We start from the raw sequence: 25,736 nt of genomic DNA on the forward strand, positions 1-25,736 counted from the left end.
AAAATATTGGCAAAGTGCCTAAATTTCAAAATATGGCCCTTTTCTATATATGTACAGTAGATACTCTCATCGCCATACGATACTCCCAAATTGGGCAAATGGTTACTAAAATGCATAGAATATTGTTTAATAAATTACCTGCCACGGGTGCAGAAAATGGTATGTTTTTATTTTGATACCTTTGCAGTCTTAAACACGAGTATAAAAACCATGGTCATTAAAGAAGCAAAGTTTGTCACCAGTAATACCCGCGCTGACTTATGCCCGCAGACGGATTTACCGGAATATGCCTTTATAGGCCGCTCAAATGTAGGAAAGTCTTCCTTAATAAACACACTTACCAATAGACTGAAGCTGGCCAAGACCTCCTCTTTCCCGGGAAAGACCCAGTTGATCAACCATTTTCTCATTAATGATGACTGGTATCTGGTAGATTTACCGGGCTACGGCTGGGCCAAGGTAAGCAAGGAATCACGGGAGACGTGGCGCAAAATGATCAACTTTTACCTGCGCAACCGCCCTAACCTGGCCTGCGTGTTTGTATTGATTGACTCCCGGCTGCCGCCACAGAAGCCAGATCTTGAATTTATGGAGCAACTTGGAACCATGGGGGTACCTTTTGTGCTTATCTTCACAAAGATTGACAAGCAGTCTAAAATAAAGACGGAGGCCAATATTGCCTTGTTTATGAAGACGCTGAAGGAAACCTGGGAGGAACCTCCCATGTATATGACCAGTTCCTCTACTACCAAAGAGGGCCGCGAGGAAATCCTTCAGTTCATAAGTGACGTAAACCGCCGTTACAATGAAGAACGTTAAGCGTTAAGAGTCCTTTACCAGTCTATTTATTTCTACTAAAATGAAAGTAAGAAACACACTAGTAGTTGCCTTTTTTGTTTTCTTTGCCGCCGGAGCATTTGCTTTGCCTGGCGCTACCCCCGCCTATGTGCAGACTGGCAAGTTACCGGTAGCTGAACATTACCCCGGCGGCCAGGATTCTTTGGTGGCGCATTTGCAGCGCAGCATCCAGTATCCGGCCCTGGCCAAGCGTAACCGCACCATGGGTACTTGCATTGTTGGCTTCACCCTCACAGATGAAGGAGCCATCACCAATGTGAAGATCCTGAAGGAAGTGGGCGGCGGCCTGGGCCAGGAAGCGGTACGGGTAGTGAAACTCCTTAAATTCAAAGCCCCCGGTTACAGCCAGCAATACAGTGTTCCGGTAAACTTCAAACTCTAAATTAACCTCATAATCAACTTTTCCCTATGCCGTTTGACTTGAAAGAGATCGCTTCTATTTCCGGTATGCCGGGCTTATACAAAATCATAGCCCCTACCCGTAGCGGAATTATTGTAGAAAGCCTCGCTGAAAAGCCAGTAAGGAGTGTAGCGCAGTCACGTAACCGCGTTTCCATTCTGCAAGAAATTTCCATGTATACCAATGATGAGGAGCAGACTGTTCCTTTGGCAGACATATTTGACAAAATCAGAGAGCAGTACGGCTCTGATTTGCCGGTAAATGCCAAGTCAAGCAGCCAGGAGCTATCTTCTTTTATGGAAACGGTACTCCCAGACTATGACCGGGAGCGGGTGTACAGCTCAGACATGAAGAAACTGGTGCAGTGGTACCAAACCGTAAACCAGTTTGTGCCTTACTCTCAGGAAACTGTGTCTGAGGCTGCTACAGAAGCAGCCACCGAGGTAGAAGCAGCCACTGAGACAGAAGCTGAACCAGCCAAGAAAAAGAAGTCTTCGGCTAAATAGGTAACTGCTTACCGCCATATAACAGAAGAGGCCCCTGCCAGTTGGCAGGGGCCTCTTCTGTTATATGGGCCGGTTACTGGAACACAGGCGCCTCTTGCGGTCTATACCAACTGAGTGTTGCGGACCGGACGGGCCACCAGCAGGCTCTCCACCTCTTCTACCATCTCCTTGGAGCCGATATAGAAGGTGCACCGCTGGTGCAGGTCAGAAGGCTGAATCTCCAGAATACGCTGTCTTCCGTCTGAGGCCTTTCCGCCTGCCTGTTCTACTATGAAAGACAAGGCGTTGCACTCATATAACAACCGCAGCTTTCCGCCCGGCGACTTTAAGGTATTGGGGTACATATAGATACCACCCTTAAGCAGGTTCCGGTGGAAGTCCGCCACCAGGGAGCCAATGTAGCGGGCGGCGTAGTTGCGTACGCGGCAAAGCTCTATGTAGTCTTTTATGGCTTCGGGGAAGTAATTGTAGCCGCCCTCGTTCACTGAGTAGATGCTACCGTTCTTGGGGGTGGTGATATTGGGGTGCGAAAGGAAGAATTCGCCCAGCGAGGTCTCATAGGTAAACCCGTTCACGCCGTTGCCGGTGGTGTAAACCAGCATGGTGCTGGAGCCATAAATAATATAGCCGGCGGCCACCTGCTCGGTACCTTTCTGGAAGCAGTCTTCAATGGTACCTTCGGTGCCCAGCTCAGAGATGCGTCTGTAAATAGAGAAGATGGTACCAATAGACACGTTCACGTCAATGTTAGACGAACCGTCCAGAGGGTCAATGGCGACAATGTATTTCCCTTTGAGGTTACCGGTCTGGATCACCTCATCCTCTTCTTCAGAAATAATGGTGCAAACCTCCCCGCCGTTCCGGAGCGCCCTTATGAAACGAATATTTGCAACCACATCTAATTTTTGCTGTTCTTCGCCCTGCACATTCTGTTTGCCGTAGGCTCCTCCAATATCTGTGAGGCCCGCATGGTTGATAGCACGGTTTACAATTTTAGCCGCCAGCGCTATATCACGCAGTAACTGAGACAGTTCACCGGTGGCATAAGGAAAATCCTCTTGCTTCCGCATAATGAACCGGTCTAGCGTGGTGCCAACCGGAAGAGCCAGGTTTTCTTTGATATTGTTCATAGGAAAGATGTTAAAGGATAAGGGGATTAGTGTGTACGGCAAGTAAATCAATTACAAAAATAATAATTTTGACCGGATTAAAAATTCGGCTATTACCATTTTTAATAAAACGAAGGGCAATTAATGATAGTTTATAAATTCGGCGGCGCTTCTGTAAAAGACGCGGCGGCGTTTAGAAACCTCTTCCAGATTTTGCGGGGTCTTCCTAAGAACGCAAACCCACTGGTTGTGGTTTCGGCCATGGGCAAGACCACCAATGCGTTGGAGATGTGTTTTGGGCAAGCGTTTAAAGGAGAAAGCTACGCCGCGGCGGTGCAGGAAACCCGCCAGTACCATGACCAGATCCTGCGCGAGCTTTTCCCAGACCCCAACCACCACGTCTATGAGGCGGTAAGCAGCCAGTTCGCGCAGCTGGAAAAAACCTTACACCAGACCCAGCCCCGGGAGTTTGACCGGCAGTATGACCAGGTCATTAGCATAGGCGAACTTTTATCCAGCCTTATCCTGCACCATTATCTCTGCCAGCAAGGCTACCAGAACCAGTGGCTGGACGCCCGCGATTACCTCCGCACCGATGATACGTGGCGCGAGGCCCGCCTGGACTGGGCTTGGACCGAGCGGGAGATCGCCAGCAAACTGCCTCCTATCCTGGAGAAAATGGCCGCCGTGACCCAGGGCTTTATTGGGCGTACCGCCAATGGCCAGACGACCACCCTGGGCCGCGAGGGTTCAGACTTCAGTGCCGCCATCTTTGCCTATTGCCTGCAGGCCCCGGCCCTCACCATCTGGAAAGACGTGCCCGGCCTACTCAATGCCGACCCCAAGCTGTTCAAGGACACCATCAGGTATGATGAGATCGCCTACCAGGAAGCCATTGAGATGGCCTACTACGGGGCCTCGGTTATTCACCCTAAAACGGTGCAGCCGCTGGCTAAACGGGGCATTCCGCTGTACATTAAATCTTTTCTGCACCCCGAGGAGCCGGGCACGGTCATCCACAACTGCCAGCATGACCGTATTGCGCCGGCCTATATTCTCAAGCAGAACCAGTGCCTGCTGTCTTTCCACACCAAAGACCTGGGGTTTATTACGGAGCAACAGCTGGGCACCATCTTCCAGGCCATGGGCAGATACCGGCTCAAGATCAACATGATGCAGAACTCCGCTATCTCCTTCTCTGCCTGCGTAGACTTTGACCAGGCCAGAATAGACGGTCTCAAGGCAGACCTGGCCACTGAGTTCAACATCCTTTACAACCAACCCCTCTGGCTGTACACCATCAAAAACTATGACGAGCCAAGCCTGGAGAAGCTCACCGCCGGCAAGGAAATACTGCTGGAGCAGCGCAGCCGCCTAACGTTCCAGTTCGTTTGCCGTCCTCCGGAAAGTAAGAAATCCTAAGTTTGTGTTTTAAGGCCGTTTTCCGGAAAACGGCCTTAAAACGGGTTTTCCCGTTCGGCTTAAATCGCCTTTGGGATGGAAGGCGGTATACTCCAGGAACAGGAACATCTTTCAACTTGTTTTGCAGAAAGAGCCTGGGTGTCGTACCTTTGCGGCATGAACGCGCATGCTCCTTTACAGGGTGTGCATCATGTAATTACTTAAACTTTTAAAAAGACCATGGCAGTATTAATAGGTAAAAAAGCCCCTTCTTTCAAAGCAACCGCCGTTGTTGACGGTGAGTTTGAGGAGGATTTCTCATTAGAGCAGTACATTGGCAAGCAGCACGTGGTGTTCTTCTTCTACCCCCTGGATTTCACGTTTGTGTGCCCTACGGAGATTATCGCGTTCCAGGACCGTCTGGAAGATTTCAAGCGCAAGAACGTGGCCGTGGTAGGTTGCTCCGTTGACTCCCATTTCTCGCACTGGGCCTGGTTGAACACCCCCCGCGACAAAGGTGGTATTGAAGGCGTTACCTACCCGTTGGTAGCCGACAACTCTAAGACCATTGCCAAGAACTTTGATGTTCTGGCCGGTGACTATGACTACAATGACCAGGGTGAATTGATCTTCGTGGGTGACCCAGTAGCTTACCGCGGCCTGTTCCTGATTGACAAGCACGGCGTAGTGCGTCACCAGGTGGTGAACGACCTTCCGTTGGGCCGCAGCATTGATGAGGCTCTGCGCATGGTTGATGCCCTGCAGTACTTTGAAGAAAAAGGCGAAGTTTGCCCAGCCAACTGGGAAGAAGGAAAAGAAGCCATGCAGGCTACCCGCGAGGGTGTTTCCAGCTACCTGGCTGCTAACTAATCTGGTTAAACCACCCTACCTTAAAAGCCTCTCTGCAAAGGAGAGGCTTTTTTATTTCCCGCTTGTTGGTCCTCCAGATCATAATCTCATTTTCAACCCGTTTCTGTTTTAAGCCTGTTTTCTGGAAAAGAGGCTTAAAACGTCATGATTTTTCACCTGGCCGTATAGCCAAACCCTGAGGTGTTTCGTTATTTAACAGGTGCGGCCCTGCAAAATACCCCGAAGGCCGTACCTTTGCAGTGAACCGGGTCACCTCCTACTGTAGGAAGGTATTAAATGTTTCCCCCCATTTTATACTTTTTAACCCCACCAAGATGTCTACTATTTTATACGAAGTTGGAATTCGGGCGTATGGCCTGGGCGTGCGGCTGGCGGCTCCTTTTGTGCCCAAGGCGGCCCTATGGGTCAAGGGCCGAAAAGATATCTTTCAGGAGATAAGAGAGAAACTCAAAGGCAATACCGCCCCGTTGGCCTGGTTCCACTGCGCCAGCTTAGGCGAGTTTGAGCAAGGCCGTCCGCTCATGGAAGCCTTCAAAGAGAAATTCCCTGACTTTAAGATCGTGCTTACCTTCTTCTCCCCTTCGGGGTATGAGGTGCGCAAAAACTACCCCGGCGCCGATTTCATTTTTTACCTACCCCTTGACACTGACCACAACGCCCGCTGCTTTGTCTCTTTGGTAAAGCCCAAGCTGGCCGTGTTTGTGAAGTACGAGTTCTGGCACCATTACACCAAGGCGCTGCGCAAACGGCATATTCCCATGTTCTCGGTGTCAGCTATTTTCAGGCCCAACCAGGTTTATTTTAGAAAGGGTGGCGGCTTTTACCGCCGAATTCTGGAGCGCTTCTCGCACATCTACACCCAGAACCAGGAATCACTGGAATTGCTGGCCGGCCTTGACTTTAGTAAGGTGAGCCTGGCCGGCGATACCCGCGTGGACCGGGTGCTGCAAACCGCCGAAAAGGCGGCGCCCATCCCGGTGGCCCAGGCCTTTAAAGGCAGTGACCCGGTGATGGTGATTGGGAGCAGCTGGCCCCAGGACCTGAAAGTGCTGGTACCCTTTATGCAGGGAGAGTTGGCCACCCTTAAGTTTATCCTGGCGCCTCATGAGATCAAAGAACATGAGTTAGCCGAACTGGAAGCCCAGTTCCCGGCCAAGGCCATTCGGTTCTCCCAAGCAGACCCAGCCACCGTGGCCAACTACCGCCTGTTGCTCATAGACAACATTGGCATGCTCTCCAGCCTCTACCAGTACGCGAATTACGCCTACGTGGGCGGCGCCTTTGGGAAGGGGCTGCACAATACCCTGGAGCCCGCGGCCTTTGGGCCACCCATCTTTTTTGGGCCCAAATACGCCAAGTTCCAGGAAGCCATAGACCTGGTGGAGATAGGCGCCGCGTTCCCGGTGCACTCTGCGCAGGAACTGAGCAAAGCCTTTAAAGCGCTGGAAGAAAACCCTTCGGCGAGAGCCAACATCAAAACCAATATCCAGGAGTACCTGAAAAAACAGGCCGGCGCCACCGAACGTATCTTAACGGCGTTGGAATATTGGTTACCTTCGCGGCAAGCATGACAGGCATAGTAATAAAATCAACCGGCTCTTGGTATCTGGTACGCTCGCTCCAGGGAGGGCAGCTGTACAAATGCCGCCTGCGCGGGAAGTTCAAGAACAAGGGGCTCAAGGTTAGCAACCCGTTGGCGGTAGGCGATGAGGTGACCATGGAACTGGAGGGCGGCGAGCACCAGGCCGTGATCACCGAAATAAAACCACGCCGCAACTACATCATCCGTAAATCAACCCATAAGGCGCACCACGCGCACATTGTGGCCTCTAACCTGGACGTGGCCTACCTGGTGGTCACGCTGGTATCTCCGCGCACCTCGTTCGGGTTCATTGACCGGTTTCTGGTAACCGCCGAGGCGTACCAGATTCCGGCTACGCTTTTGTTTAACAAGATTGACTTGTATGACGAAGAGGCACTGGCCTACATGAACCAGGTGATGGGCTTGTACGAGCGCATTGGCTACCCCTGCCTGCCGCTCTCGGCGCAAACCGGAGAGGGCCTGCCCGAGGTGCAGAAACTGTTGACCGGAAAAACCTCGCTGTTCACGGGCCACTCGGGGGTGGGTAAAAGCACGCTGGTGAATGCCCTGGTGCCTGACCTGGCCATCAAGACCCAAGAAATCTCCTCGTTCTCAGACAAGGGCGTGCATACTACTACCTTCGCGGAGATGTTTGAGGTGGAACCCGGTACCTACCTAATTGACACCCCGGGCATCAAAGAACTGGGCGTGGTGGAGATGAAGAAGGAGGAGATTGGCCATTACTTCCCGGAGATGCGCGCGCTCCTCAACAAATGCCGGTTCAACAACTGCATCCATATCAATGAGCCGGGCTGCGCCGTGCAGGAGGCCGTGAAAAAAGGCAAAATCGCCCTGCCCCGCTATGAAAGCTACCTAAGCCTTCTCCAGGACGAGGACTCGCACCGGTAAGGTAGAGTTCTGAGTCCAGAGTTTCTTCTTCAATGAATTTGATGGCTTTTCCAACCCGTTAGACATTTTCTGTTTTGGGGCTGTTTTGCGGAAAACAGGCTCAAAACGCCAGCATTGCCTCATCTCCTGAGGTCTCAAAGGGAAGAGTGAAAATTTCCGTATCTTTGCGGACTGAAACAACGTTCTGAGGCAAGCTTAGCTTCTTTTGAACCGTTGCAACACCTATAAAAAACACACCATATGAAAACCGCAGAAATCCATACCGCGAAGGGCGTCATGAAAGTAGAATTCTACGAGAAAGACGCTCCTAAAACCGTGGAGAACTTCACCAAACTTGCCAAAGAAGGCTTCTATGACGGCCTTTCTTTTCACCGCGTATTGCCTGACTTCGTGATTCAGGGCGGCTGCCCTAATTCAAGAGAAGGCGCCAAAGGCGTGCCCGGCACCGGCGGACCAGGCTACAAAATTGACTGCGAGGTAACCGGTGGCAATCAGTTCCATGACAAAGGCGTGTTGTCAATGGCCCACGCAGGCCGTAACACCGGCGGGTCTCAGTTCTTCATCTGCCACAGCCGTAACAACACCGCGCACTTGGACCGCAACCACACCTGCTTCGGGAAAGTGGTAGAAGGCCAGGATATCATTGATGACATCCGCCAGGGCGACCGCATTGAAAAAATTGTAGTGAACGAAGACTAATTTATTGTTAATTGCCAATTGCTGGTCTAAAAACAATCAACAATTGACAATCAGCAATCAAAAAAGGCGAAGGACAGCAGCTGTCCTTCGCCTTTTTTTTTAGAGCAGCAGCAACAGGAGCGAGTAGGTGGTGGCCCCTATAAGAAAGGCGGAGAAGCGGCTTTCACGTTCTTCGGGGAGTTCTTCCTTGAGCACGTTGAGCACCACGCCGCCGGCCAGAAACGCCAGCAACAAAGCGGTGACCAGTTCCGTCACCTCTACTACCTGGCCTACGGCCCAACCCAGGGCCAGCGCCAGGACCAGAATCCAGCGGCCAGCATACCGGTAACGGTCTTTGTAGTGTTCGCGCAGGCCAAAGTCATTGACCAGAAAATGCAGCGCCATAGCCGAGAAATAAAAGAACACCTCCTGCCAGTCCTGCTCCTCGCGCTTGTGCAGCAGGTAGCCAATCAGGGCATTGTACAGCCCAAAGGAAAGCACATGGATCCAGAAGACGGATGGAGGCGTGGCATTGCCGGTTCCCTTGCCGCCGCGCCTTGACCTAATGGCCATGCGCTCCAGCCCGTAAAATACCACCAGACCCGCTAAGGCCGTGAGGTACACATGATGCTTAAGGAAGAACAGCCCCTGGGAATGGGCGGCCTCCTGTACCTGCCCCTGCCCTTCCTGCAGTTCGGGGAACAAGTGCAGAAACACATAGGCCACAGATACGCCGCCGGCCCCCGAAAGCCAGATGCTGCGTGGTATCCCTTCCAGAAACTTAAGCTTGCCGGCAAACATGTGCACCAGCATTAAACCTAATAGCGGGAGCAGGCTCAGGAAAAAGTTTTGCATGGATAAAGAATTGGGGATTTCTATTCTACTCCTGACCACTGCAAAAGTTGGCGGCCCCGTACCTTTTCCGCTGGGTCATAAAAGGTCTTAGGTGATATCTTCTATGGTAGTGATTTTATTTCCTCTGAAGGTAAAAATGGATTTGCCTTTTAGGTTAAGGGTTTGGCCCGCTTTGAGCTCAGGCGAGAAGTCAACCGCCAAAACCGCGGTGTAATCAATCAGGACGGTTACATTATTTTCTGCCTCTTCCAGAGCCGTGATCTTCTGTTCCCTTTCCAGAAACAGAGCTTTCGCCTTCTCTGCCTGTTCTCTGAACGCGGCAAGGCCTTTTAGCTCCAGATTTACCTTTCCTTCAGACACGTTCTTAAACACCACCCCTTCGGCTAAATTGGCCACCATGCCGTCCACGTCAAAGCGGTTATAGGCGGCTATGTAATTCTCTACCATTTCACTTTTCATCAAACAGAATTTAATAATAATGGGGCTACGGCCCGAATTTGGGAATACTCCAAGCAGATTCCTAACCCCAATAGAGAAAAGCGGGCTGTTGGCCGCACCAAAAAAGGGAAAGCCCGGCGTACCAAAGTATCCGGGCTTTCCTTTTTTAGCGTTTTAAGCCTGTTTTAAGAAAACGGCTTAATAACGTCTTTTATCCTCTTCATCCTCGTCGTCATCCTCGTCTTCCAGGCTGAAGCTGCCCCCGGAGAACATGCTGCTGAGCAGGTCCTTGAACTGAAGGCCGGCGGTGAGGCGGTTGCGGGAGATGAGGCTGTACTCGGCCAGGCCGTGCAGGCAGAACTCCATCCAGAAGAGATGCTCGGCCTCGTCTTTGGGCGTGGGCTGGAACTTCTCTGCCACCTCAGAGAGGCCCGGCACCTGAAGCAGCTCGCGCTTGTACTCTTCATCTGAGGCGTCGCTCAGAAGGTCAAGGGTGTGCCCGTCTGAGAACCAGGCCGTCACTTTCTTGTAGGGGTCTTTCTCTTTCTGCTTCTTGAACTTATCTGGGTCCGGGAAATAGTTCAGGAACTGGGTTCTGATGGCTTTGCCCATTAACCGGTAGGCCACGCCGCCGGCTCCCTCCTGCTCACCTTCATACACCAACTCCACCTTACCGGTCACGGCAGGCACGGCGGCCAGGAAATCTGCCACGCGCACGTGGGTCTGGGCTTCACCGTTGAGCAGCACACGGCGCTCTGCGGCACTGACCACGTTCTCATACGCGGAGATGGTCAAGCGGGCCGACACCCCGCTTTTGGCGTCTACGTACTCGCTCTCGCGGGCCTCAAAGGCAATCTGCTCCACCAGGTCATGGATGAGCTCATGCCCCAGCACGCGCTCCTGCTGGGCGGGCGTGATACGCGCCTCCTGCTTGGTGATGCGCTTACCCACCTCAATGCTTTTGGGGTAGTGGGTAATGATCTGGGAGTCAATCCGGTCTTTGAGCGGCGTCACAATGGAGCCCCGGTTGGTGTAATCTTCTGGGTTGGCGGTGAACACAAACTGAATGTCCAGCGGCAGCCTGATCTTGAAGCCCCTGATCTGGATATCGCCTTCCTGCAGGATGTTGAACAGAGACACCTGAATACGGGCCTGTAAATCTGGCAGCTCATTGATCACAAAGATCCCCCGGTGCGCCCTCGGGATCAGCCCGAAATGGATCACGCGCTCATCTGAGTATGGCAACTTAAGCGTGGCGGCTTTGATAGGGTCGGCGTCACCGATGAGGTCCGCTACGGATACGTCTGGGGTGGCCAGTTTCTCAGTGTAGCGGTCATCGCGGTGCAGCCAGGCAATAGCGGTCTCGTCTGCGTGGTGCAGAATCTGATCATGGGCAAAGCGTGAGAGCGGCTGCAGCGGATCATCATTGAGCTCAGAACCGGCAATCACGGGTACGTACTCATCCAGCAGCTGTACCAGGAGGCGGGCAATACGCGTCTTGGCCTGCCCGCGCAAACCCAGCAGGTTTATGTGGTGACGGCTAAGGATGGCGCGCTGCAGGTCTGGAATAACGGTTTCCTCGTACCCGAAGATACCAGGGAACACTTCTTCGCCGCTGCTCAGCTTCTTGATAAGGTTGGCGCGCAACTCTTCTTTGACAGAACGGGGCTCATAGCCGCTGGCCTTTAACTGGCCCAGTGTTTTAATGCGGTGCAGCTGTTCTGCGGGAATATCTGTGTATAACATTTTTTGTATCAGGTTATTATGATAGATAGCAATAAAGATTGCGTACCTTGTAGATTCATTTATTTACCAACTATGCGTCTACTTGCCCTTTCTTCTTTTATTATGGTAGTGGCGCGTCTTCTGGTGTTTGCGGGCATTGGCCTGTGCATTGCCCAGGTTGATTTCGTTAACCTGGCCATTTTCTTTATTGTGGCAGGAAGTATTCTCAGCCTTGTGTCTTACCTCATGAAAAGCAAAAGGTTAGCGCGTTAGTCTTCTGTTTTGAGGCCGTTTTTTGAAAACCAGGCTCAAAACGGTTTTCCTACATCCTTCTCTTCCGGTTACGGCCATAATCCCTGAACACCAGATCTCCCAGCCCTTGCAAGCCGCTGTAGTAGGCCTGCCCGTTGTTTACCTGGGTGAACTCCTCCACAAACTGCTGCAGGTACGGATCTGAGGCAATCATGAAGGTGGTAATAGGAATGTTCAGCCGCCGGCACTGGGCCGCCAGGTTGAGCGTCTTGTTCACCACCTTTCTATCCAGCCCGAAACTGTTCTTGTAATACTTCAGCCCTTCTTTCAGACACGTGGGCTTGCCGTCTGTGATCATGAAGATCTGCTTGTTGCTGGTCTTGCGGCGGCGCAGCAGGTCCATGGCCAACTCCAGCCCCGCCACGGTGTTGGTGTGGTACGGGCCCACCATGAGGTACGGAAGGTCTTTCACACTTATCTGCCAGGCGTCATTCCCGAAAACAATGATGTCCAGGTTGTCTTTGGGGTACTTGATTTTAACCAGCTCGGCGAGGGCCATGGCCACTTTCTTGGCGGGTGTGATGCGGTCTTCGCCGTACAGGATCATGGAGTGCGAGATGTCAATCATGAGCACGGTGCTGGTTTGGGACTTGTGCTCGAGCTCGGTTACCTCCAGGTCTTGCTCTGTCAAAAAGAAATCATCGCCTATGCCGTGCTCAATCTGCGCGTTGCGGATAGATTCAGTGAGCTCAATCTGCTCGGCGGCATCCCCGAAGCGGAATTCGCGACGGTCTGCCGAGGGTTCATCACCGATGCCGGTTTTGGGCGTGGTGTGATCTCCGCGGCCCCCTCTCTTCAGTTTCCCGAAGATCTCCTCCAGCGCGCTTTTCCTGATCTTCTGCTCGCCTTTGGCCTGTAGTTTGAACTGCCCATCGGGGCCTTTGTCATCTATGTAACCCTTTTTCTTGAGGTCCTCAAAGAAATCGCCCAGCCCATAGGAGTCATCTGTTAAGTTGTACTTCTTGTCCAGCTCGCTCATCCAGGACATGGCTTCGGCCACGTCTCCGGCGGTAAGTGTAATCAATTGGAGGAAAATCTGGAGCAAAGACTCAAAGCCCTTGTCCTGGGTTTCCTCCGGCACATAATCTGAGAATCTATATCCGGCTGCCATACTTCTATTTTTTAAAAATGGAGACACAAGATAAAGGATGCAAGACACAAGAGGTAGCTGGGGGAGGTATGCTTTCCTATACCATCTGGCCTTCGGCCGCTGTCTCTTGCAAGCGTAGCGGAAAGCGCCCCGGCATTGGAAAAGCGGCGTAGCTTTTGAAATCTCTCCTTTCTATTGTCTGGAATCTGGTGTCTCTCTACTAACAACGTGTAAACGCAAATGTTCACCACATGGGTAACCTTCTAGGGTAAAAGGAGTAAACAAGAGGGATTAGTCCTATCGTTTTATTATTAGAATTCAATTTTAGATGCGTGCAATCTGGAAAAATACTGTTCTGGCGGAGAGTGATACCACGATTGAGGTAGAGGGGAACCATTATTTTCCGCCCACTTCGCTCCGTTGGGAATTCTTCAAGCCCAGCATCAGGCACTCTACCTGCAGCTGGAAGGGCCAAGCCTCTTACTTCAACCTACAGGTGGGCCATTTTGAGAACCCAGACGCGGCCTGGACCTACCCCCAAACCAAGGAGAAGGCCAAAAACATTGAAGGCTACATTGCCTTCTGGAAGGGCGTGCAGGTGGTAGATGACCACTTTGTTGCCCACGGCTCCAGACAGGAAGTGCTCGCCTAGAAAACCGTTTTTAAAAATGGTGATGTTGGAAGCAAAACGCCCGGCTAAGAATGGCCGGGCGTTTTTGTGCTGTTTTGGGAAAAATAGGCTGGAAATGCCTCTTCGTCTCTACTTCCATTTTTTAGCCTTAGGTGGGGAATATAGCGGCGGTTATGCCTCCTGGTTTGAAACAGAAATCCCTTGAATGCTCATTTAACCTTTAAAACAAAAACGCCCGACAGTTTCCTGCCGGGCGTTTCGCTGCTGTTTTGCTAAAAAAGGGCCTGAAACGGCTTTGTCTTAGCTATCAATCCATTTGAACTTGTATTGCAACTGAGGAATCTTCATGCGGTCTGCCACGCGACGAAGGCGCTCAGGAAGGGCCATTAAGTAGTCACGGGCACGCTCGCCAGACTCGTTAAGGCCTGACATGCTGCCAATTTTCCACTCGCGGTTCAGGGTTTCTATGATCTCCACGTAGTCAGCAGAGGTATAGACGCCGGTACGCTGGGCGGCATCTGTGAAGTGCCCGAAGGTCTGGCCCTGGTCAATGCCCAGTTCGCGTAGGTAGTGAGCCGGCATCACAATTTTCTTGCGCATCATATCTTCATAGGCCAACATCATTTCAGACGGGTCTACCTCAAAGATTTTCTTTACGAAGGTTTTGTACGCCTTGGCGTGGCGTCCTTCATCAGCGGCAATGAAATTACATATACGTGACAAGGTGGTTTCGCCTACTTTCTTGGCCAGCGCGCCCACCCGGCGGTGCGAGTAGTTGGTGGCGGTTTCCTGGAAAGAGGTATAGACAAAGCTGCGGTACGGGTCATTATCTGTTTTAATGTCCATGCCGTCGGCAATGAGGTACTGGGTAGAGGCCTCCATCTGGCGCATGTCAATGCGGCCGGTCAGGTAGAGGTAGCGGTTGAGGAGATCGCCGTGGCGGTTTTCCTCGGCGGTCCAGCCGCGGTTCCACTTCATCCAGGAGCTGTGCTCATCATTGTTGATGTCATGAATGCTCATGATCCAACTCTCATAGGTAGGCAAGGCCTCCTCGGTGATAGTATCACCAATCAGGACGGCCAATAAATCATAAGATAATTCGCGGGCCCGCTCTTTCAGGTCGCGTATCTCGTCAAAGAAATTATCAAGGCGCGCGTCTGGCAGAAAGTCTGCCGGCTGCCAGCTATCTTCAACAGATTTCAGGAACTCCGGAAGGGTATCATCCAGAAAGTTCTCAAGGTATTTCATCACCTCTGTGCGGGTGTACATGACCGATGATATCATAAACTCAATAGATATTGGATGACAAATATAAACATTTTAAAACAGAAATTCTGGAAGAAGGTCTCTGCACCGGAGGTGTTCACTTTACCAGGTCTTCTCTTCCCCTTTGGATTGAACTAATCCGTACGTATAAAATGGCCATAAGGTGACAAATTAATAGAAAGCGCCTCTGGGAAAAGTAGTTGCAGAATGCTATATTTGGTTATACCGTTGGCCAAAGATATGTCACTGCCGTTGCTAAAAAAAGTACTTCCGGCTAAAACCCGGCTCTCTTTGCGGAAGCTCTACTGGTATTCCAGGGGCTGGCTTTACCTGGGTAACAAAGTGTACTGCCCGCTCTGCGAAGATTCTTTCAGGATGTTCCTGCCCTTTGGCCCCGAACGCCGGTCGCAGGCCCTCTGCCCGCGGTGCCATACCCTGGAGCGCCATCGTCTGCTGTGGCTATACCTGCAGGAGCGGGTGCATATTCAGGAACAGCATCTGGAGGTACTACACTTCGCTCCGGAACCTATTCTGCAGCAGCGCCTGAAAAGCCTTTTGAACCTGAAATACCGCAGCGCGGACCTTACCTCGCCGGAGGCGATGGACCACGTGGATATTCAGTCTTTGCCGTACCCAGATCATACCTTTGACCTTATCCTGTGTTCGCATGTGTTGGCCCACATACCCCAGGACCGCAAGGCCCTGCAGGAAATACGGCGTGTGCTTCGCCCTAACGGCCGAATCTTAATCCAGGCCCGCATACACCCCAACCCAACCACCCTGGAAGTCCCTGGGGCCCGCACCCCCGCCCAGCGCCTTAAAGCCTATGGCCAGGCCGACCGGTACCGGAATTACGGTCAGGATTTTGCGCAACGCATAGCCGCTGAGGGGTTCACGGTAGAGACGGTGGATTACGCCCAAACCCGCAGCCCAGAGGAACAAGCCCATTTGGGTCTGGGTCAAGGCCATTTTATCTTTGTGGCCACCCCCACCATGAATGAAGCGAAGTAGAAGATTGGCGCATTTGTTTCCGGGCCTGCAAAGGCAACTCCTTAAAGTTGCGGGTCCGCTGCGTCATTGGGCGTGGCGCCTGAAACCCAAGCCACCTATTCCCCGGGATGAGGTAACGCAAGACATGCTTCCCGAGGCCCTGGAAGGCTACACCTCCCAGCCTTTTTACCTCCCCGGCCAGATAGTGGGGTTTCACCTGAAGGCCAAATTACCCCACAACCACCTATTTCTGGAACATTATCAGGCCGACCTGGAATGGGAACCCATAGCAGAACATGCTTTTCCTGAGCTGCTTCTGACCAATACCCTGGACGAAGCCCAGAACGGCTGTCACTGGCCTATAGGGTGGGAATTTACTTTGCCTTTTAACGCTGCTCCCGGTTACTACCGCGCCACCCTTACCAATCCTGAACTGGAACAACCCACCTACATTCATTTTCTGGTGGGTTCTGCCGCGCCTAAAAGTAAAGTGGCGGTGCTGGCCCCGGTCACTACCTGGTTGGCTTACAACGCCTATGGTGGGCAATCTCTCTACCGAAACGCCCTCTCTGAAGGCCATGTCCCCTTCGTTTCCAGCCAGCGGCCTAACACCGCCCTTACTTATCATGGCACCCACTCCCTGCAGCATAACCTGCGCATAGAGGCCAACATCTACCAGTGGTTTGCCAAGAATTACGCCGCTGACCTGTACCCAGACTTTTACCTGGAGGCGCACCCAGAATTTTTAACCGATTACAAAGTACTGGTACTAGCTTACCACGCCGAGTATTTCTCGGAGAAAATGTACCGCACCCTCTGGGACTTGGTCTTCCAAAACGGCATTTCCCTGCTGGCCCTGGGCGGCAACCAAGTATACTGGCAGGTACGGTGGCATCAGGGTTTCACCCACCTGGAATGCCAGAAAGACGGCTCTTTTTTCCAAAACGAGGCTAAACGAGGTACGCTCTGGCGCCACACCGCCCGTCCCGAGGCCCAGTTGCTGGGCGCCCAATTCTCCGAGCCCGGCATGGGAACCTATGCGCCCTATCAGGTTCTGCAACCCAAGCACTGGCTCTTTGCCGGCTCGCAGGTAAAACAAGGTGGAATCTTCGGCACGGCCGGCATTGACGGTTTGCCTATCTGTGGTGATGAAACGGATAAGTCCCCCTGGAGCAGTCCCGATAATACGGTGGTCCTGGCTAGAGGCCTGAACAAAAAAGCAGGAGAAGAAGGAGAAATCTACGCGGTAGAAGACCCTGCCTGGAACGGTACCGGGGGCGGAGAAATCACGTTCACGGAGGTGACCGGCAAATGCGCGGTTTTGAATACCGGCTCTATCCAGAGCGGTTCAGGGCTGGGAGTAGATGGAGTTTTTACAAGGTTGGTTCAGAACTTTATGCAGCGGTATACCCATACTTCCAACGATGGTACCACCGCCGGATAAACTGCAATGGTACCCGCTTTTGGGTAAGCACCTGTAATACTTTATAGACCGGGGTGAGGCCTTGCTCTGCCTGTAAAATAGCCAGCAACTCTTCTGCCTCCTGGTAATTGGCTGTGAAATAGGCGTGCCGCGCCTCATATTTGATTCGGGTCAGCACCGCTTTTTTTTCTAGGGACGTCCTTACCAGCTTTTGGGCTTTTTGAATGACCCGCACCGTAGAGGCCAGCTGTTTGTCCCCCACCTGGTACACTTTCCTGGACAGAGAATACGGGTGAATCCGGCGTTGGCACAGCACCTGGTCCAGGAAATGGTACTGCCAGTTTCGGGAAGATCTTACCCAGAAATCAAAATCCTCATAGGCCAGTTCGGGGTCATAGCCGTTCAATTCTTCCAATACCTGCCGCCGCATCATCATGGTGGGCGGACAAATAAAATAGCGGCCCAATACTTGGGCAAACACATCTCCTTCGGCGGGCGCGGGCGTCAGTTTTCCTTGGGTGGTACGGGCGTAGAAAAATCCAAGCGACTTGGATTGTTCGTCTATTAATTCCCCATCGGTGTACACCACGCCGTAATTGGCGGGCAAGTCTTGAAAAGCGGCGACTTGTCGGGCAACACGCTCCGGGTGCAGCACGTCATCGGTGGCGAAGTCAATGAAAAACTCGCCCTGGCTCAGGTGGAAACCCTCATTAAAAGACGCGCAGTTGCCCTGGTTCTCAAGGTGCTTTATAAATTTTATCTGGGGAAAGCGGGTGATGTATTCTTTAATGATTTGTACGCTGGCATCGGTGCTTTTGTCATCTACCACCAGAATCTCCAAGTGAGGATACGTCTGGGCGAGCACAGAATCCAGGGCCTCGCGCAGGAAGGGAGCGTGGTTGTAGCAGAGACAGATAATAGAAACCAGCGGCGGCGTCATGAACTAAAAAAGTAAGACCTAAACAGGAACAGGTGGAAAAGCAGGTACAGCCCGTACCGGATGGCGTGCGCCATAGGCAGACCGTCCAACCCCAGCAGCGGCATCAGCCAGGCCACCAGCGCCACATATACTACCCCTGAGGCCAGCTGTGTGAACACGTACAGTTTTACGCGCGCCTGCACCGTAATGATGTACGACAAAACCCAGGCACTCATCTTCAGGAAATCGCCCAGCAGTTGGTAGTCCATCAGGCCACGGGCCGGCAGAAACTCTTGGTCAAACAGCAGCTGGATAAAGAAATCGCGCTGCCACCCGAAGGCCAGTAGCCCCATTCCCAATACCGGCACCAGCAAAAACAGCACGCTTCGCACATACTCCTTGAGCTCCTGCGGTTGTGGCAATAGCGCGGCAATGCGGGGGTAATATACCATGCCCAGCACCGACACATACACCATGGTGTAACTGTCTGATATTTTGGCCACCGACTGCCAGAGGCCAGTCTCATGCAGGGAGAATTGCTGAATGGCCAATTCCCGCACCACAAAATCCACCAGCTTGGCGCCCACCAAGGTAGACAAGGCCATCACCAGAAACTTGCCCAGTTCCCGCCCCACACCTTTGGGTATTTTCAATTGCCAGCCCGGGATTAGGTTCTTCTGGAAAATAACCGCCAGCCCCACCAGCCCGCTCACCGACTGGCCCGTCAGAAACAAGACCAAGGCCGTCATCACCTCTACCCTTCCTACGGCCCACCAGGTTACGGCAATGCTCACCAGACTAGTCAACAGACTCAGCCACACATACGGCCGCAGAGCCTGCCGCGCCAGCAACACCGATAGCCAGAACAACTGCAGCAGCAAGAGCACAAAAAGCCCTAGCACCAGCCATAGACTCAGCGATGAGCTTTCGCGTAACAGCTCTTCACCAAAGCGCTCCAGAAAGAAGGAAGGAAACAGCAAAACGCCCACCAAAGCGATTAGAAAGGTAAGCGCGTTCAGGAAAAGTCCGGCCCAGAAAAAAGAACGGTAAGATTGGCTCTGCGGACCGCTCTGTGCCAGGTGCCGGATGAGGCCCACGTTGATGCCGCTGTTGGGCAGGGTGGTGAGCAGGGCAATCAGGTTCTGGAAGTGCGCCAGTAGCGTAATACCGTTGGGCCCGTAATAAACGGCGAACAACTTATTGATAAGCAGCGAACTGCCGGCCCGGGACACGGTGGAGAGCCCTGACCAAACCGAATTCCCCAGAAATTGCCGCATGTGCTGCTTTCGCGCCATGGTGCAAACTACGAAGAAATTAGAGGAATCTATGATTTGGCACTGCTGGGCTGGTATAGGTTTCCCGTTTTGAGGGTGTTTTCCAGAAAACATCCTCAAAACGGGACTTTGGCCCCTGGCCTGAATCAGGGAAAAAACCGCTTGATCTGATCTATCACATACCCCTGCTCCTCGTCTGTCATGCCGGGGAACAGCGGAAGGCTAAGGCTGGTTTGGGCCAGCCCTTCGGTGATGGGGAAATCGCCTTTCTGGTAACCCAGATGCTGATAGGCGGGCTGCAGGTGGGGCGGCACCGGGTAGTGGATTAAGGTATGGATACCCTGCGCTTGAAGGTGGTTTTGCAAAGCATCGCGCTGGCGCGTTCTAACTACATAGAGGTGATATACATGGTCAATCTCGGCAGAGGGCACCAAAGGCAATACTATATCCCCTATGCCCGCAAGCTGCCGGGTATACTCCCCCGCCAACCGTTTCCGCTCTTGGTTCAAGGTATCCAGAACGAGAAGCTTCTCTGACAACACCGCCGCCTGCAGGGAATCCAGCCGGGAATTGATGCCGGCCAGCGCGTACTCATAGCGTCTTGACTGGCCGTAGTTGTGGTATTGCCGTACCCAGGCGGCTAAATCTGCATCTTGTGTAGTGACCGCCCCGCCATCGCCCACGGCGCCCAGGTTTTTGGTGGGGTAAAAACTGGTGGCGTTGATCTGGCCGAAGGTGCCTATCTGATTGCCTTTATAGGTCGCCCCGTGTGCCTGCGCGAAGTCTTCTACCAGCAGCAATTTGCGTTGCGCACACAGCTGCAGTAACCCTTCCAGTTCACAGCTTTGACCGTACAGGTGAATTGGAAGCAAAACTTTGGTGCGAGACGTAATGACCGGGGCCACGGTAGCGGCTGTCATGTTATAAGTGGTAGCATCTGGCTCCGCGAAGACGGGCTTAGCTCCCACCTGCTCCACTGCATTGATGGTGGCAATGTACCCGTTGGCAGGCACAATAACCTCATCGCCGGCGGTTACGCCCAGGGCGCGCAAGCATAATAACAAGGCGTCATACCCGTTCCCCACGCCAATCACTTCCCCGGCACCCAGGTATTGGGCAAATGCCTGCTCAAACGCCGTCACGCTGGGTCCCAGAATAAACCGGTTCCGGCGGTATTCCGCCAACAAGGCCTCTTCCACCCGCTGCTGCAGGCCTGCTGGGAAATCACGGAAGGTGTTGAAGGGAACGGTCATCTTTTAATGTTGAAAATAGTTAAAGGCGAAGATATGGAATCAGGAATAACTTTCCGGAAAGAGGAAAACCTGTTTTAAGCCCGTTTTAGCGAAAACAGCCCTAAAACAGCTTCCGTCGCTTTCATAAAACTAATCTTGAGCCTTTACAAAAGTAGGCTTACGGGAAGCCACGCCTCCCATGCGGTCTTTAAAGGTAAAGAGGCCGGTATAGCTTTCTTCCAATTCCTGCGGCGGGGCCGAGACGCCTAAGTCAAAGGTAGGGATGTGGTGGTGCTGGCAGTACTGGTACAAACCGGCGTTGAGAAGAATACTGGGGCTAAATGTATTGAACTTGACCGGACTGGCCGGGTACAGATGGTTTAAGATGGAAGGAGTCACCAACACCGCTATCCCTACTGCCGCCAGCTCCTGCTCCCTCCTTACGGTGAACAATAGGTACCGATCCGGGAACAGCTGAAAATAACGGGTCAGCTGCGAAAGCGATAACGAAAGCGGTTTCTGCTTTTCCTGCCGGCACTGCTGCAGTAAAGCGTAGGCTTCAGGCAAGGACTCAAATGTCTCCTGTTGGAATGTAAAGCCCGCGGACAGGCATTTTTTTAACCGGCGGCGCGCCGAAGGATGGATGATTTCCGTGAAAGGTTCTTGGGTGACCGGAATATGGTGGTTGAGTTGGTCGTACGTTAAGCAGTACCCCTGCATCGGCAGAGCCGCCCTAAGCCATTGATTAGTTACCGGGGCATAGGCGTCTGGGCATTGTAGCCAAGTGACCTGCTGGCAGCCTAGCTGCTGGAGGTCCTGTTGAATATAGAGCAGGAACGCCTGTCCAGCCTCTTCTGGAATATCAGGGTGAAGCTGCAGTCCGCCAAACGGGGCCCGCCAGGGGGAGAATGCTTTCTCCTCTTCCACAAAGAAATAAGCCAGCCCTACCACCAACTTCGTGTCCTTTTCCTGCAAAATGTAAGCGCGTGCATTAGGACCTTGCTGGAGGATCACATGGACGGGCTGCAGGTACAGGAACACGTCAAAAGAAAACGTTAGACGCTCTAATTCGGCCAAAGAAGTGAGGCAACGCATCTGGTACGGGCCAGTAGGCAAATGGGCAGGCATCATCTAACCGGCAGCAGCTTCTGGAAGTCTGAATAGTCCCTGATGTAGTCGGCTTCTTCATACTTAGTGGAGGTCATGCAGCACAGGATGGCGCCTTTGGAGGGTCTTACCGTAATCCAGCAAAAGGGCGGGATGTACAGGCCTTGGGTAGGCGAGGTCAGATCAAACACCTGCTTGCCGTGAGCGGTCTGGGTTCCCACCTGCACGCTGCCTTGCAGAGCCACCAGTACTTCCTGGGTAGTGCGGTGGGCGTGACCGCCGCGTTCACTGCCTTCCGGACCGCCATAGACCCAGAAAACCCGTTGCACGGCAAAGGGTAAGCCTTGCTCGTTTTGGGTGGATACCAGGGTTCCGGTTTCATCGGGTAGATGGGGGAAAGAAAGCAGGTAGGGTTCAACAGGCGTCATCACCCGCGAAGTTACGCAAACCTGCCCAAAATGCCGCTGGCTCCCTCCGCAGCGTTATAGGAGAGCATGTGGTTAATTTCAATATCTTTGCAGCCCTTTTTCCTAAGAAACCTTACTTCATGCTGTATCTGCTGCTCTGTGTTGTGTTTAACACCCTGCTGTTCTTCATCTTTAAGCTGTTCAACCGCTTTGAGGTGCGCACGTTCCAGGCTATTGCCCTGAATTACGTGGTCTGCCTGTTAACCGGGGCCGCTTTTGATGGCAATGACGTGGCTTTGATGCTACAGCACGTGGGTGAACCATGGACCATAGCCAGCTGGGTGCTGGGCACGCTTTTCATCGGCAGCTTTTATTTGGTGGCCGTGGCCACCAACCGCATTGGGGTGGCGGCTACCTCGGTGGCCATGAAAATATCGCTGGTGATTCCGGTGCTGTTCAGTCTATTGGTGTTGCAGAATAACGCAAAAGAATACTCGCTGCTCAATTACGTGGGCATAGGCCTGGCACTGGTGGCCGTGGTCCTGACCTCGCGCCGCAAAGCGGAGGGCACCCATTTTCCTGCCAGCCGGTGGGCGCTGGTTCTGCCGATGGTGGTGTTTCTGGCCGCCGGCCTGGGCGATGTGATCATCAACTACGCCAATGAAAAACTGATGGCCCCCGAGATGGCCGGCGCCTTTACCATGTTCACTTTCACGGCCTCGGCGGTAATTGGCGTGGTGGCGCTGCTGTACCAGGCGGTGGTGCAGAAAGTGAAGTTTGAAGGCAAAAGCCTGGTAGCCGGCCTGGCGCTGGGCATTCCTAACTACTTCTCTATTTTCTTTCTGATTAAGGCGCTTTCGGCGTTCCAGAACGACGGGGCTTTCTTGTACCCGGTCAACAACATCGGTATCATTCTGCTGGGCACCGTGGGCGGCATCCTGTTCTTTGGCGAGCGCCTGAGCAAGGTCAACTGGCTGGGTTTTCTGCTGGCCATTGTGGCGTTGCTGCTAATGTCTTACCAGGAACTGCGCGAAGTTCTGTTTTAGGCCTGTTTTCCAGAAAACGGCTTAAAAACAGAACTGGAAGGCTTACTACTGTTTCGTACTTTTGCCAGTAGATGGAGGATACCTACCGCACCATAGAAGCTCCCGTGGAGGGCCTGTACAAAGAGAAAGGCAGCAAGTTTATTGCCAGGGCCTATCCTGTGCGCTCTGAGGAAGAGGTAAAGGAGATTCTACAAGCCCTGCGCAAAGAATACTTTGACGCCCGCCACCACTGCTACGCCTACCTCCTGGGCGCCGACAAAGCCACCTACCGCGCCAATGATGACGGCGAACCCAACCACTCGGCCGGGGACCCTATTCTGGGGCAGATCAGGTCCATGGGGCTGAGCAACGTGCTGGTGGTGGTGATCCGGTATTTTGGGGGTGTGAAACTGGGCGTGGGCGGACTCATCCATGCCTACAAAACCGCCACGGCGGAAGCCCTGGAACAGGCTCAAGTGATAGAGCGCCACGAGACTCAGCTGTTGACCGTGCAATTTGCCTACGAGCAGATAAACGACATCATGAAAGTGGTGAAAGACCTGGACGTGCCGGTGCGAGAGCAGGATTTCAGCCTGGATTGCCGGTTGACAGTGGAGGTGCGCACCAGCCTGGCCCCGCAGCTGGAAGCGCAGTTTGCCAAGTACGGCACGGTAGAGAAAAGCTAACTACCAGCTGTTTTGGGCCTGTTTTCCGCAAAACGGCCTTAAAACGGAATGGACGGCCTGCCAGTAAGGGCCAGACCTCTGGGCGCGGACGCATCTCAATTAAAATACTTACGTACCTTTCGGGGCAACAAGCACCTAATCCCTTTCCCGTGAGCAGTTCCCACACAGAAACCCCGTCCAACCGAATTCCCACTAAAAGCATTTTTGAAAGAGGCGTGGGCCAGAAGCCAGGTTCGTTGTCGGTTTCAAAAGACGCCTTGCCCCCACGGCTCTTCCTGGTCTCCTTTGATGAGGAATCTCACCAGGCCCTGGAATTTGATACCTATGAGGACCTGTGGCAGGAATTTCAATCAAAGCCCGAGATGCGGCACTGGATAGACGTGCGGGGCTACGGAGACGTGGGACTGCTGGAGCGCATGACCCAGGATTTCAAGATCCATCCGCTGCAGATGGAAGATGTGATCAATGATTACCAGCGGCCCAAGGTGGAGGAAGAACATAACCGGCTGTTCATTGTGTCCCGTATGGTTGCTTTCACGGCAGAGCACACCATTGAAAACGACCAGCTGTCTATTTTCACCGGCCCCAACTACGTGGTCACCTTCCAAAGCGACTACGAAGATTGCCTGGACCCGCTGCGCGAACGGATCAGGATTGGCAAAGGCTCCATCCGGCGAAAGCCCGCCATGTACATGGCCTACGCCATGCTGGACGTGGTCATGGACCACTACTTTCCGGCCATGGCCCAGTTGGGCGAATACGCCGAGGAACTGGAGGACTGTCTGTTTGATTCACCCAGCAAGCAACTGCTCAGCCAGATTCTGGACCTGAAACGGGAGGTGGTAAAGATGCGCCGCATTGTTTGGCCCGAGCGCGACAAGATCAACGAGATTCTGCGAATGGATGAGAACTTGATCCCGGCAGACCTCAAGATTTATTTCAAAGATATCTATGACCACGCGGTGCAGCTGATAGACCTGGTAGACAACTACAAAGAGACCATCAGTAGCCTGGCCGACCTGTACCTGTCTAATGTGAGCAACCGCATGAACGAGGTCATGAAAGTGCTCACCATGATCTCCACCGTCTTTATTCCCTTGAGCTTTATTGTGGGGCTGTACGGCATGAATTTCTCCCGAGAATCACCCAACGGTAAAGTAAACCCCCTAAACATGCCCGAGCTGTACCACCCCTACGGGTACGTGACCTTGCTGGGCTTAATGTTTCTGGTGGTCATTGGCATGGTTTACTACTTCTACCGAAAAGGCTGGCTTTCAAAGGATTAGCCCTCCACCTACCGGAGGTTCACTTCTCAAAAAGCCTATAAAAAGAGATGCCCTGCAGAACGCTTTCGCGCTGTCTGCAGGGCATTTTCTATGAAAAAACGGCTAAATTATTTCTGGGCTACCAGGTTTACGTTCAGCTCAAATTCGTTGCTGATGGCTTTGTCACCCAGGTTGTCAAAGAAGCTGCCAGAACCGTATTTGATGTCATATTTGGTTCTGTCTACTTTGATGTTGGCGTTGGCTTTGATCTGGTTGCCGGCGTGCACTACCGTGGCCGGGAACTCCACTTGGTTCTTAATGCCTTTGATGGTCAAGTCACCGGTTACCAGGTATTTTCCTTTTCCGGCTGGCTTCACTTTCGTGATAACCAAGGTAGATTTCGGATATTTGGCAGTGCTGAAGAAATCATCTGATTTCAGGTGGCCTACCAGGTCTCCGTTAGATTTAGGGTCGGTGATGTCGGTTACGGTAATAGAAGGCATGTCAATGTCAAACTGACCGCTCAGGATGTTCTTGCCATCGCTTTTCAGTTTACCGTCTGCAATGCTAATCGCGCCGGTATGCTCACCGGTTACCTTGGTACCTTTCCAGGTTACCTTAGACTGGTTCTTCACTACTTTGTAGTCTACTCCTTTGCCGGCGAAAGCGAATGATCCTAACGCTACCAATGCCGCTAATACTGTGTTTCTAAGTTTCATCTTTTGTTGAGGTAATGTTTAACTGATGCAAATGTACAAACAATTAATGTATGTACATA

At 52.6% G+C, this 25,736-nt stretch carries 27 protein-coding genes; 15 read left to right on the forward strand and 12 right to left on the reverse strand.

Annotated features, from left to right (window positions below; translation table 11 throughout):
* Positions 1-210 precede the first annotated feature (210 nt).
* Genes yihA through TH63_RS12590 form a run of 3 tightly spaced genes read left to right on the forward strand, consistent with a single transcriptional unit; the run spans position 211 to position 1,764 of the window.
* Positions 211-819, forward strand: coding sequence for a ribosome biogenesis GTP-binding protein YihA/YsxC (gene yihA, locus TH63_RS12580; protein WP_048921238.1), 609 nt, complete (start codon positions 211-213; stop codon positions 817-819).
* A 40-nt stretch (positions 820-859) separates the two neighbouring features.
* Complete coding sequence (locus tag TH63_RS12585; RefSeq protein ID WP_053093805.1) at positions 860-1,240, forward strand: energy transducer TonB; 381 nt, start codon at positions 860-862, stop codon at positions 1,238-1,240.
* Between the two features lie 26 nt (positions 1,241-1,266).
* A complete protein-coding gene (locus TH63_RS12590; protein WP_048921239.1) occupies positions 1,267-1,764 on the forward strand; it encodes a DUF5606 family protein in 498 nt (165 codons plus the stop codon).
* A 101-nt stretch (positions 1,765-1,865) separates the two neighbouring features.
* On the opposite strand, the gene fbp is transcribed toward TH63_RS12590, so the two are convergent.
* Positions 1,866-2,894, reverse strand: a complete 1,029-nt coding sequence (gene fbp / locus TH63_RS12595; RefSeq protein WP_048921240.1) for a class 1 fructose-bisphosphatase — start codon at positions 2,892-2,894, stop codon at positions 1,866-1,868.
* A gap of 123 nt (positions 2,895-3,017) precedes the next feature.
* On the opposite strand from fbp, the gene TH63_RS12600 reads away from it, so the two are divergent.
* From TH63_RS12600 to TH63_RS12620, 5 genes are all read left to right on the forward strand, one after another.
* A complete protein-coding gene (locus tag TH63_RS12600) occupies positions 3,018-4,295 on the forward strand; it encodes an aspartate kinase (protein WP_048921241.1) in 1,278 nt (425 codons plus the stop codon).
* 219 nt (positions 4,296-4,514) lie between these two features.
* Entirely contained in the window at positions 4,515-5,144 is a 630-nt protein-coding gene (locus tag TH63_RS12605; RefSeq protein ID WP_048921242.1) for a peroxiredoxin, read from the forward strand.
* A gap of 314 nt (positions 5,145-5,458) precedes the next feature.
* Entirely contained in the window at positions 5,459-6,715 is a 1,257-nt protein-coding gene (locus tag TH63_RS12610; RefSeq protein WP_048921243.1) for a 3-deoxy-D-manno-octulosonic acid transferase, read from the forward strand.
* Complete coding sequence (rsgA, locus tag TH63_RS12615; protein ID WP_048921244.1) at positions 6,712-7,635, forward strand: ribosome small subunit-dependent GTPase A; 924 nt, start codon at positions 6,712-6,714, stop codon at positions 7,633-7,635. Before TH63_RS12610 ends, rsgA begins: the two co-directional genes overlap by 4 nt.
* 240 nt (positions 7,636-7,875) lie before the next feature.
* Positions 7,876-8,334: a peptidylprolyl isomerase gene (locus TH63_RS12620; RefSeq protein ID WP_048921245.1), complete on the forward strand. Its 459-nt coding sequence runs from the start codon at positions 7,876-7,878 to the stop codon at positions 8,332-8,334.
* A 99-nt stretch (positions 8,335-8,433) separates the two neighbouring features.
* Here TH63_RS12620 and TH63_RS12625 read toward each other — a convergent pair whose 3' ends face one another.
* From TH63_RS12625 to TH63_RS12635, 3 genes are all read right to left on the reverse strand, one after another.
* Positions 8,434-9,168, reverse strand: coding sequence for a hypothetical protein (locus TH63_RS12625; RefSeq protein ID WP_048921246.1), 735 nt, complete (start codon positions 9,166-9,168; stop codon positions 8,434-8,436).
* An 87-nt stretch (positions 9,169-9,255) separates the two neighbouring features.
* Complete coding sequence (locus TH63_RS12630; RefSeq protein WP_076606482.1) at positions 9,256-9,627, reverse strand: nuclear transport factor 2 family protein; 372 nt, start codon at positions 9,625-9,627, stop codon at positions 9,256-9,258.
* 177 nt (positions 9,628-9,804) lie between these two features.
* Complete coding sequence (locus tag TH63_RS12635; RefSeq protein WP_048921248.1) at positions 9,805-11,352, reverse strand: sigma 54-interacting transcriptional regulator; 1,548 nt, start codon at positions 11,350-11,352, stop codon at positions 9,805-9,807.
* 72 nt (positions 11,353-11,424) lie between these two features.
* Between TH63_RS12635 and TH63_RS20350 the strand changes: the two genes are divergently transcribed.
* The gene (locus TH63_RS20350; protein WP_156180589.1) at positions 11,425-11,604 is read left to right on the forward strand and encodes a hypothetical protein; all 180 of its coding nucleotides are present in this window, start codon (positions 11,425-11,427) and stop codon (positions 11,602-11,604) included.
* 49 nt (positions 11,605-11,653) lie between these two features.
* Here the strand turns inward: TH63_RS20350 and TH63_RS12640 are convergent, their stop codons facing one another.
* Positions 11,654-12,754, reverse strand: coding sequence for a vWA domain-containing protein (locus TH63_RS12640; protein WP_048921249.1), 1,101 nt, complete (start codon positions 12,752-12,754; stop codon positions 11,654-11,656).
* A gap of 307 nt (positions 12,755-13,061) precedes the next feature.
* On the opposite strand from TH63_RS12640, the gene TH63_RS12645 reads away from it, so the two are divergent.
* Positions 13,062-13,385, forward strand: a complete 324-nt coding sequence (locus tag TH63_RS12645; protein ID WP_048921250.1) for a DUF427 domain-containing protein — start codon at positions 13,062-13,064, stop codon at positions 13,383-13,385.
* 279 nt (positions 13,386-13,664) lie between these two features.
* Here the strand turns inward: TH63_RS12645 and TH63_RS12650 are convergent, their stop codons facing one another.
* Positions 13,665-14,648 carry an acyl-ACP desaturase gene (locus tag TH63_RS12650; RefSeq protein ID WP_048921251.1) on the reverse strand — a complete coding sequence of 328 codons (984 nt, stop codon included), beginning with the start codon at positions 14,646-14,648 and terminating at the stop codon, positions 13,665-13,667.
* A 273-nt stretch (positions 14,649-14,921) separates the two neighbouring features.
* On the opposite strand from TH63_RS12650, the gene TH63_RS12655 reads away from it, so the two are divergent.
* Together TH63_RS12655 and TH63_RS12660 are read left to right on the forward strand one after the other, a co-directional pair.
* Positions 14,922-15,641 carry a class I SAM-dependent methyltransferase gene (locus TH63_RS12655; RefSeq protein WP_197088552.1) on the forward strand — a complete coding sequence of 240 codons (720 nt, stop codon included), beginning with the start codon at positions 14,922-14,924 and terminating at the stop codon, positions 15,639-15,641.
* Positions 15,628-17,064, forward strand: coding sequence for a N,N-dimethylformamidase beta subunit family domain-containing protein (locus tag TH63_RS12660; protein WP_156180591.1), 1,437 nt, complete (start codon positions 15,628-15,630; stop codon positions 17,062-17,064). The genes TH63_RS12655 and TH63_RS12660 overlap by 14 nt, the downstream gene beginning before the upstream one ends.
* Here the strand turns inward: TH63_RS12660 and TH63_RS12665 are convergent.
* The 5 genes from TH63_RS12665 to TH63_RS12685 form a co-directional block, all read right to left on the reverse strand.
* Positions 17,015-17,983, reverse strand: a complete 969-nt coding sequence (locus TH63_RS12665) for a glycosyltransferase family 2 protein (protein WP_048921254.1) — start codon at positions 17,981-17,983, stop codon at positions 17,015-17,017. The genes TH63_RS12660 and TH63_RS12665 overlap by 50 nt on opposite strands.
* Complete coding sequence (locus TH63_RS12670) at positions 17,980-19,257, reverse strand: oligosaccharide flippase family protein (protein ID WP_197088553.1); 1,278 nt, start codon at positions 19,255-19,257, stop codon at positions 17,980-17,982. The genes TH63_RS12665 and TH63_RS12670 overlap by 4 nt, the downstream gene beginning before the upstream one ends.
* A gap of 125 nt (positions 19,258-19,382) precedes the next feature.
* The gene (locus TH63_RS12675; RefSeq protein WP_048921256.1) at positions 19,383-20,489 is read right to left on the reverse strand and encodes a DegT/DnrJ/EryC1/StrS family aminotransferase; all 1,107 of its coding nucleotides are present in this window, start codon (positions 20,487-20,489) and stop codon (positions 19,383-19,385) included.
* A gap of 129 nt (positions 20,490-20,618) precedes the next feature.
* The gene (locus tag TH63_RS12680; RefSeq protein ID WP_048921257.1) at positions 20,619-21,599 is read right to left on the reverse strand and encodes a peptidoglycan bridge formation glycyltransferase FemA/FemB family protein; all 981 of its coding nucleotides are present in this window, start codon (positions 21,597-21,599) and stop codon (positions 20,619-20,621) included.
* A complete protein-coding gene (locus tag TH63_RS12685; RefSeq protein WP_048921258.1) occupies positions 21,596-22,003 on the reverse strand; it encodes a sugar 3,4-ketoisomerase in 408 nt (135 codons plus the stop codon). The genes TH63_RS12680 and TH63_RS12685 overlap by 4 nt, the downstream gene beginning before the upstream one ends.
* A 119-nt stretch (positions 22,004-22,122) precedes the next feature.
* Here TH63_RS12685 and TH63_RS12690 point away from each other — a divergent pair, with 119 nt between their 5' ends.
* From TH63_RS12690 to corA, 3 genes are all read left to right on the forward strand, one after another.
* Positions 22,123-23,028 (forward strand): hypothetical protein, encoded by a 906-nt coding sequence (locus tag TH63_RS12690; protein ID WP_053093806.1) that lies wholly within the window; start codon positions 22,123-22,125, stop codon positions 23,026-23,028.
* A gap of 71 nt (positions 23,029-23,099) precedes the next feature.
* The gene (locus TH63_RS12695; RefSeq protein WP_048921260.1) at positions 23,100-23,693 is read left to right on the forward strand and encodes an IMPACT family protein; all 594 of its coding nucleotides are present in this window, start codon (positions 23,100-23,102) and stop codon (positions 23,691-23,693) included.
* A 149-nt stretch (positions 23,694-23,842) separates the two neighbouring features.
* The gene (gene corA, locus TH63_RS12700; protein WP_048921261.1) at positions 23,843-24,979 is read left to right on the forward strand and encodes a magnesium/cobalt transporter CorA; all 1,137 of its coding nucleotides are present in this window, start codon (positions 23,843-23,845) and stop codon (positions 24,977-24,979) included.
* A gap of 107 nt (positions 24,980-25,086) precedes the next feature.
* On the opposite strand, the gene TH63_RS12705 is transcribed toward corA, so the two are convergent.
* On the reverse strand, positions 25,087-25,677 hold the full coding sequence (locus TH63_RS12705) for a YceI family protein (protein ID WP_048921262.1): 591 nt from the start codon (positions 25,675-25,677) through the stop codon (positions 25,087-25,089).
* Between the last annotated feature and the right edge of the window lie 59 nt (positions 25,678-25,736).

This window comes from Rufibacter radiotolerans, assembly GCF_001078055.1.
GTDB classification, from domain to species: Bacteria; Bacteroidota; Bacteroidia; order Cytophagales; family Hymenobacteraceae; genus Nibribacter; species Nibribacter radiotolerans.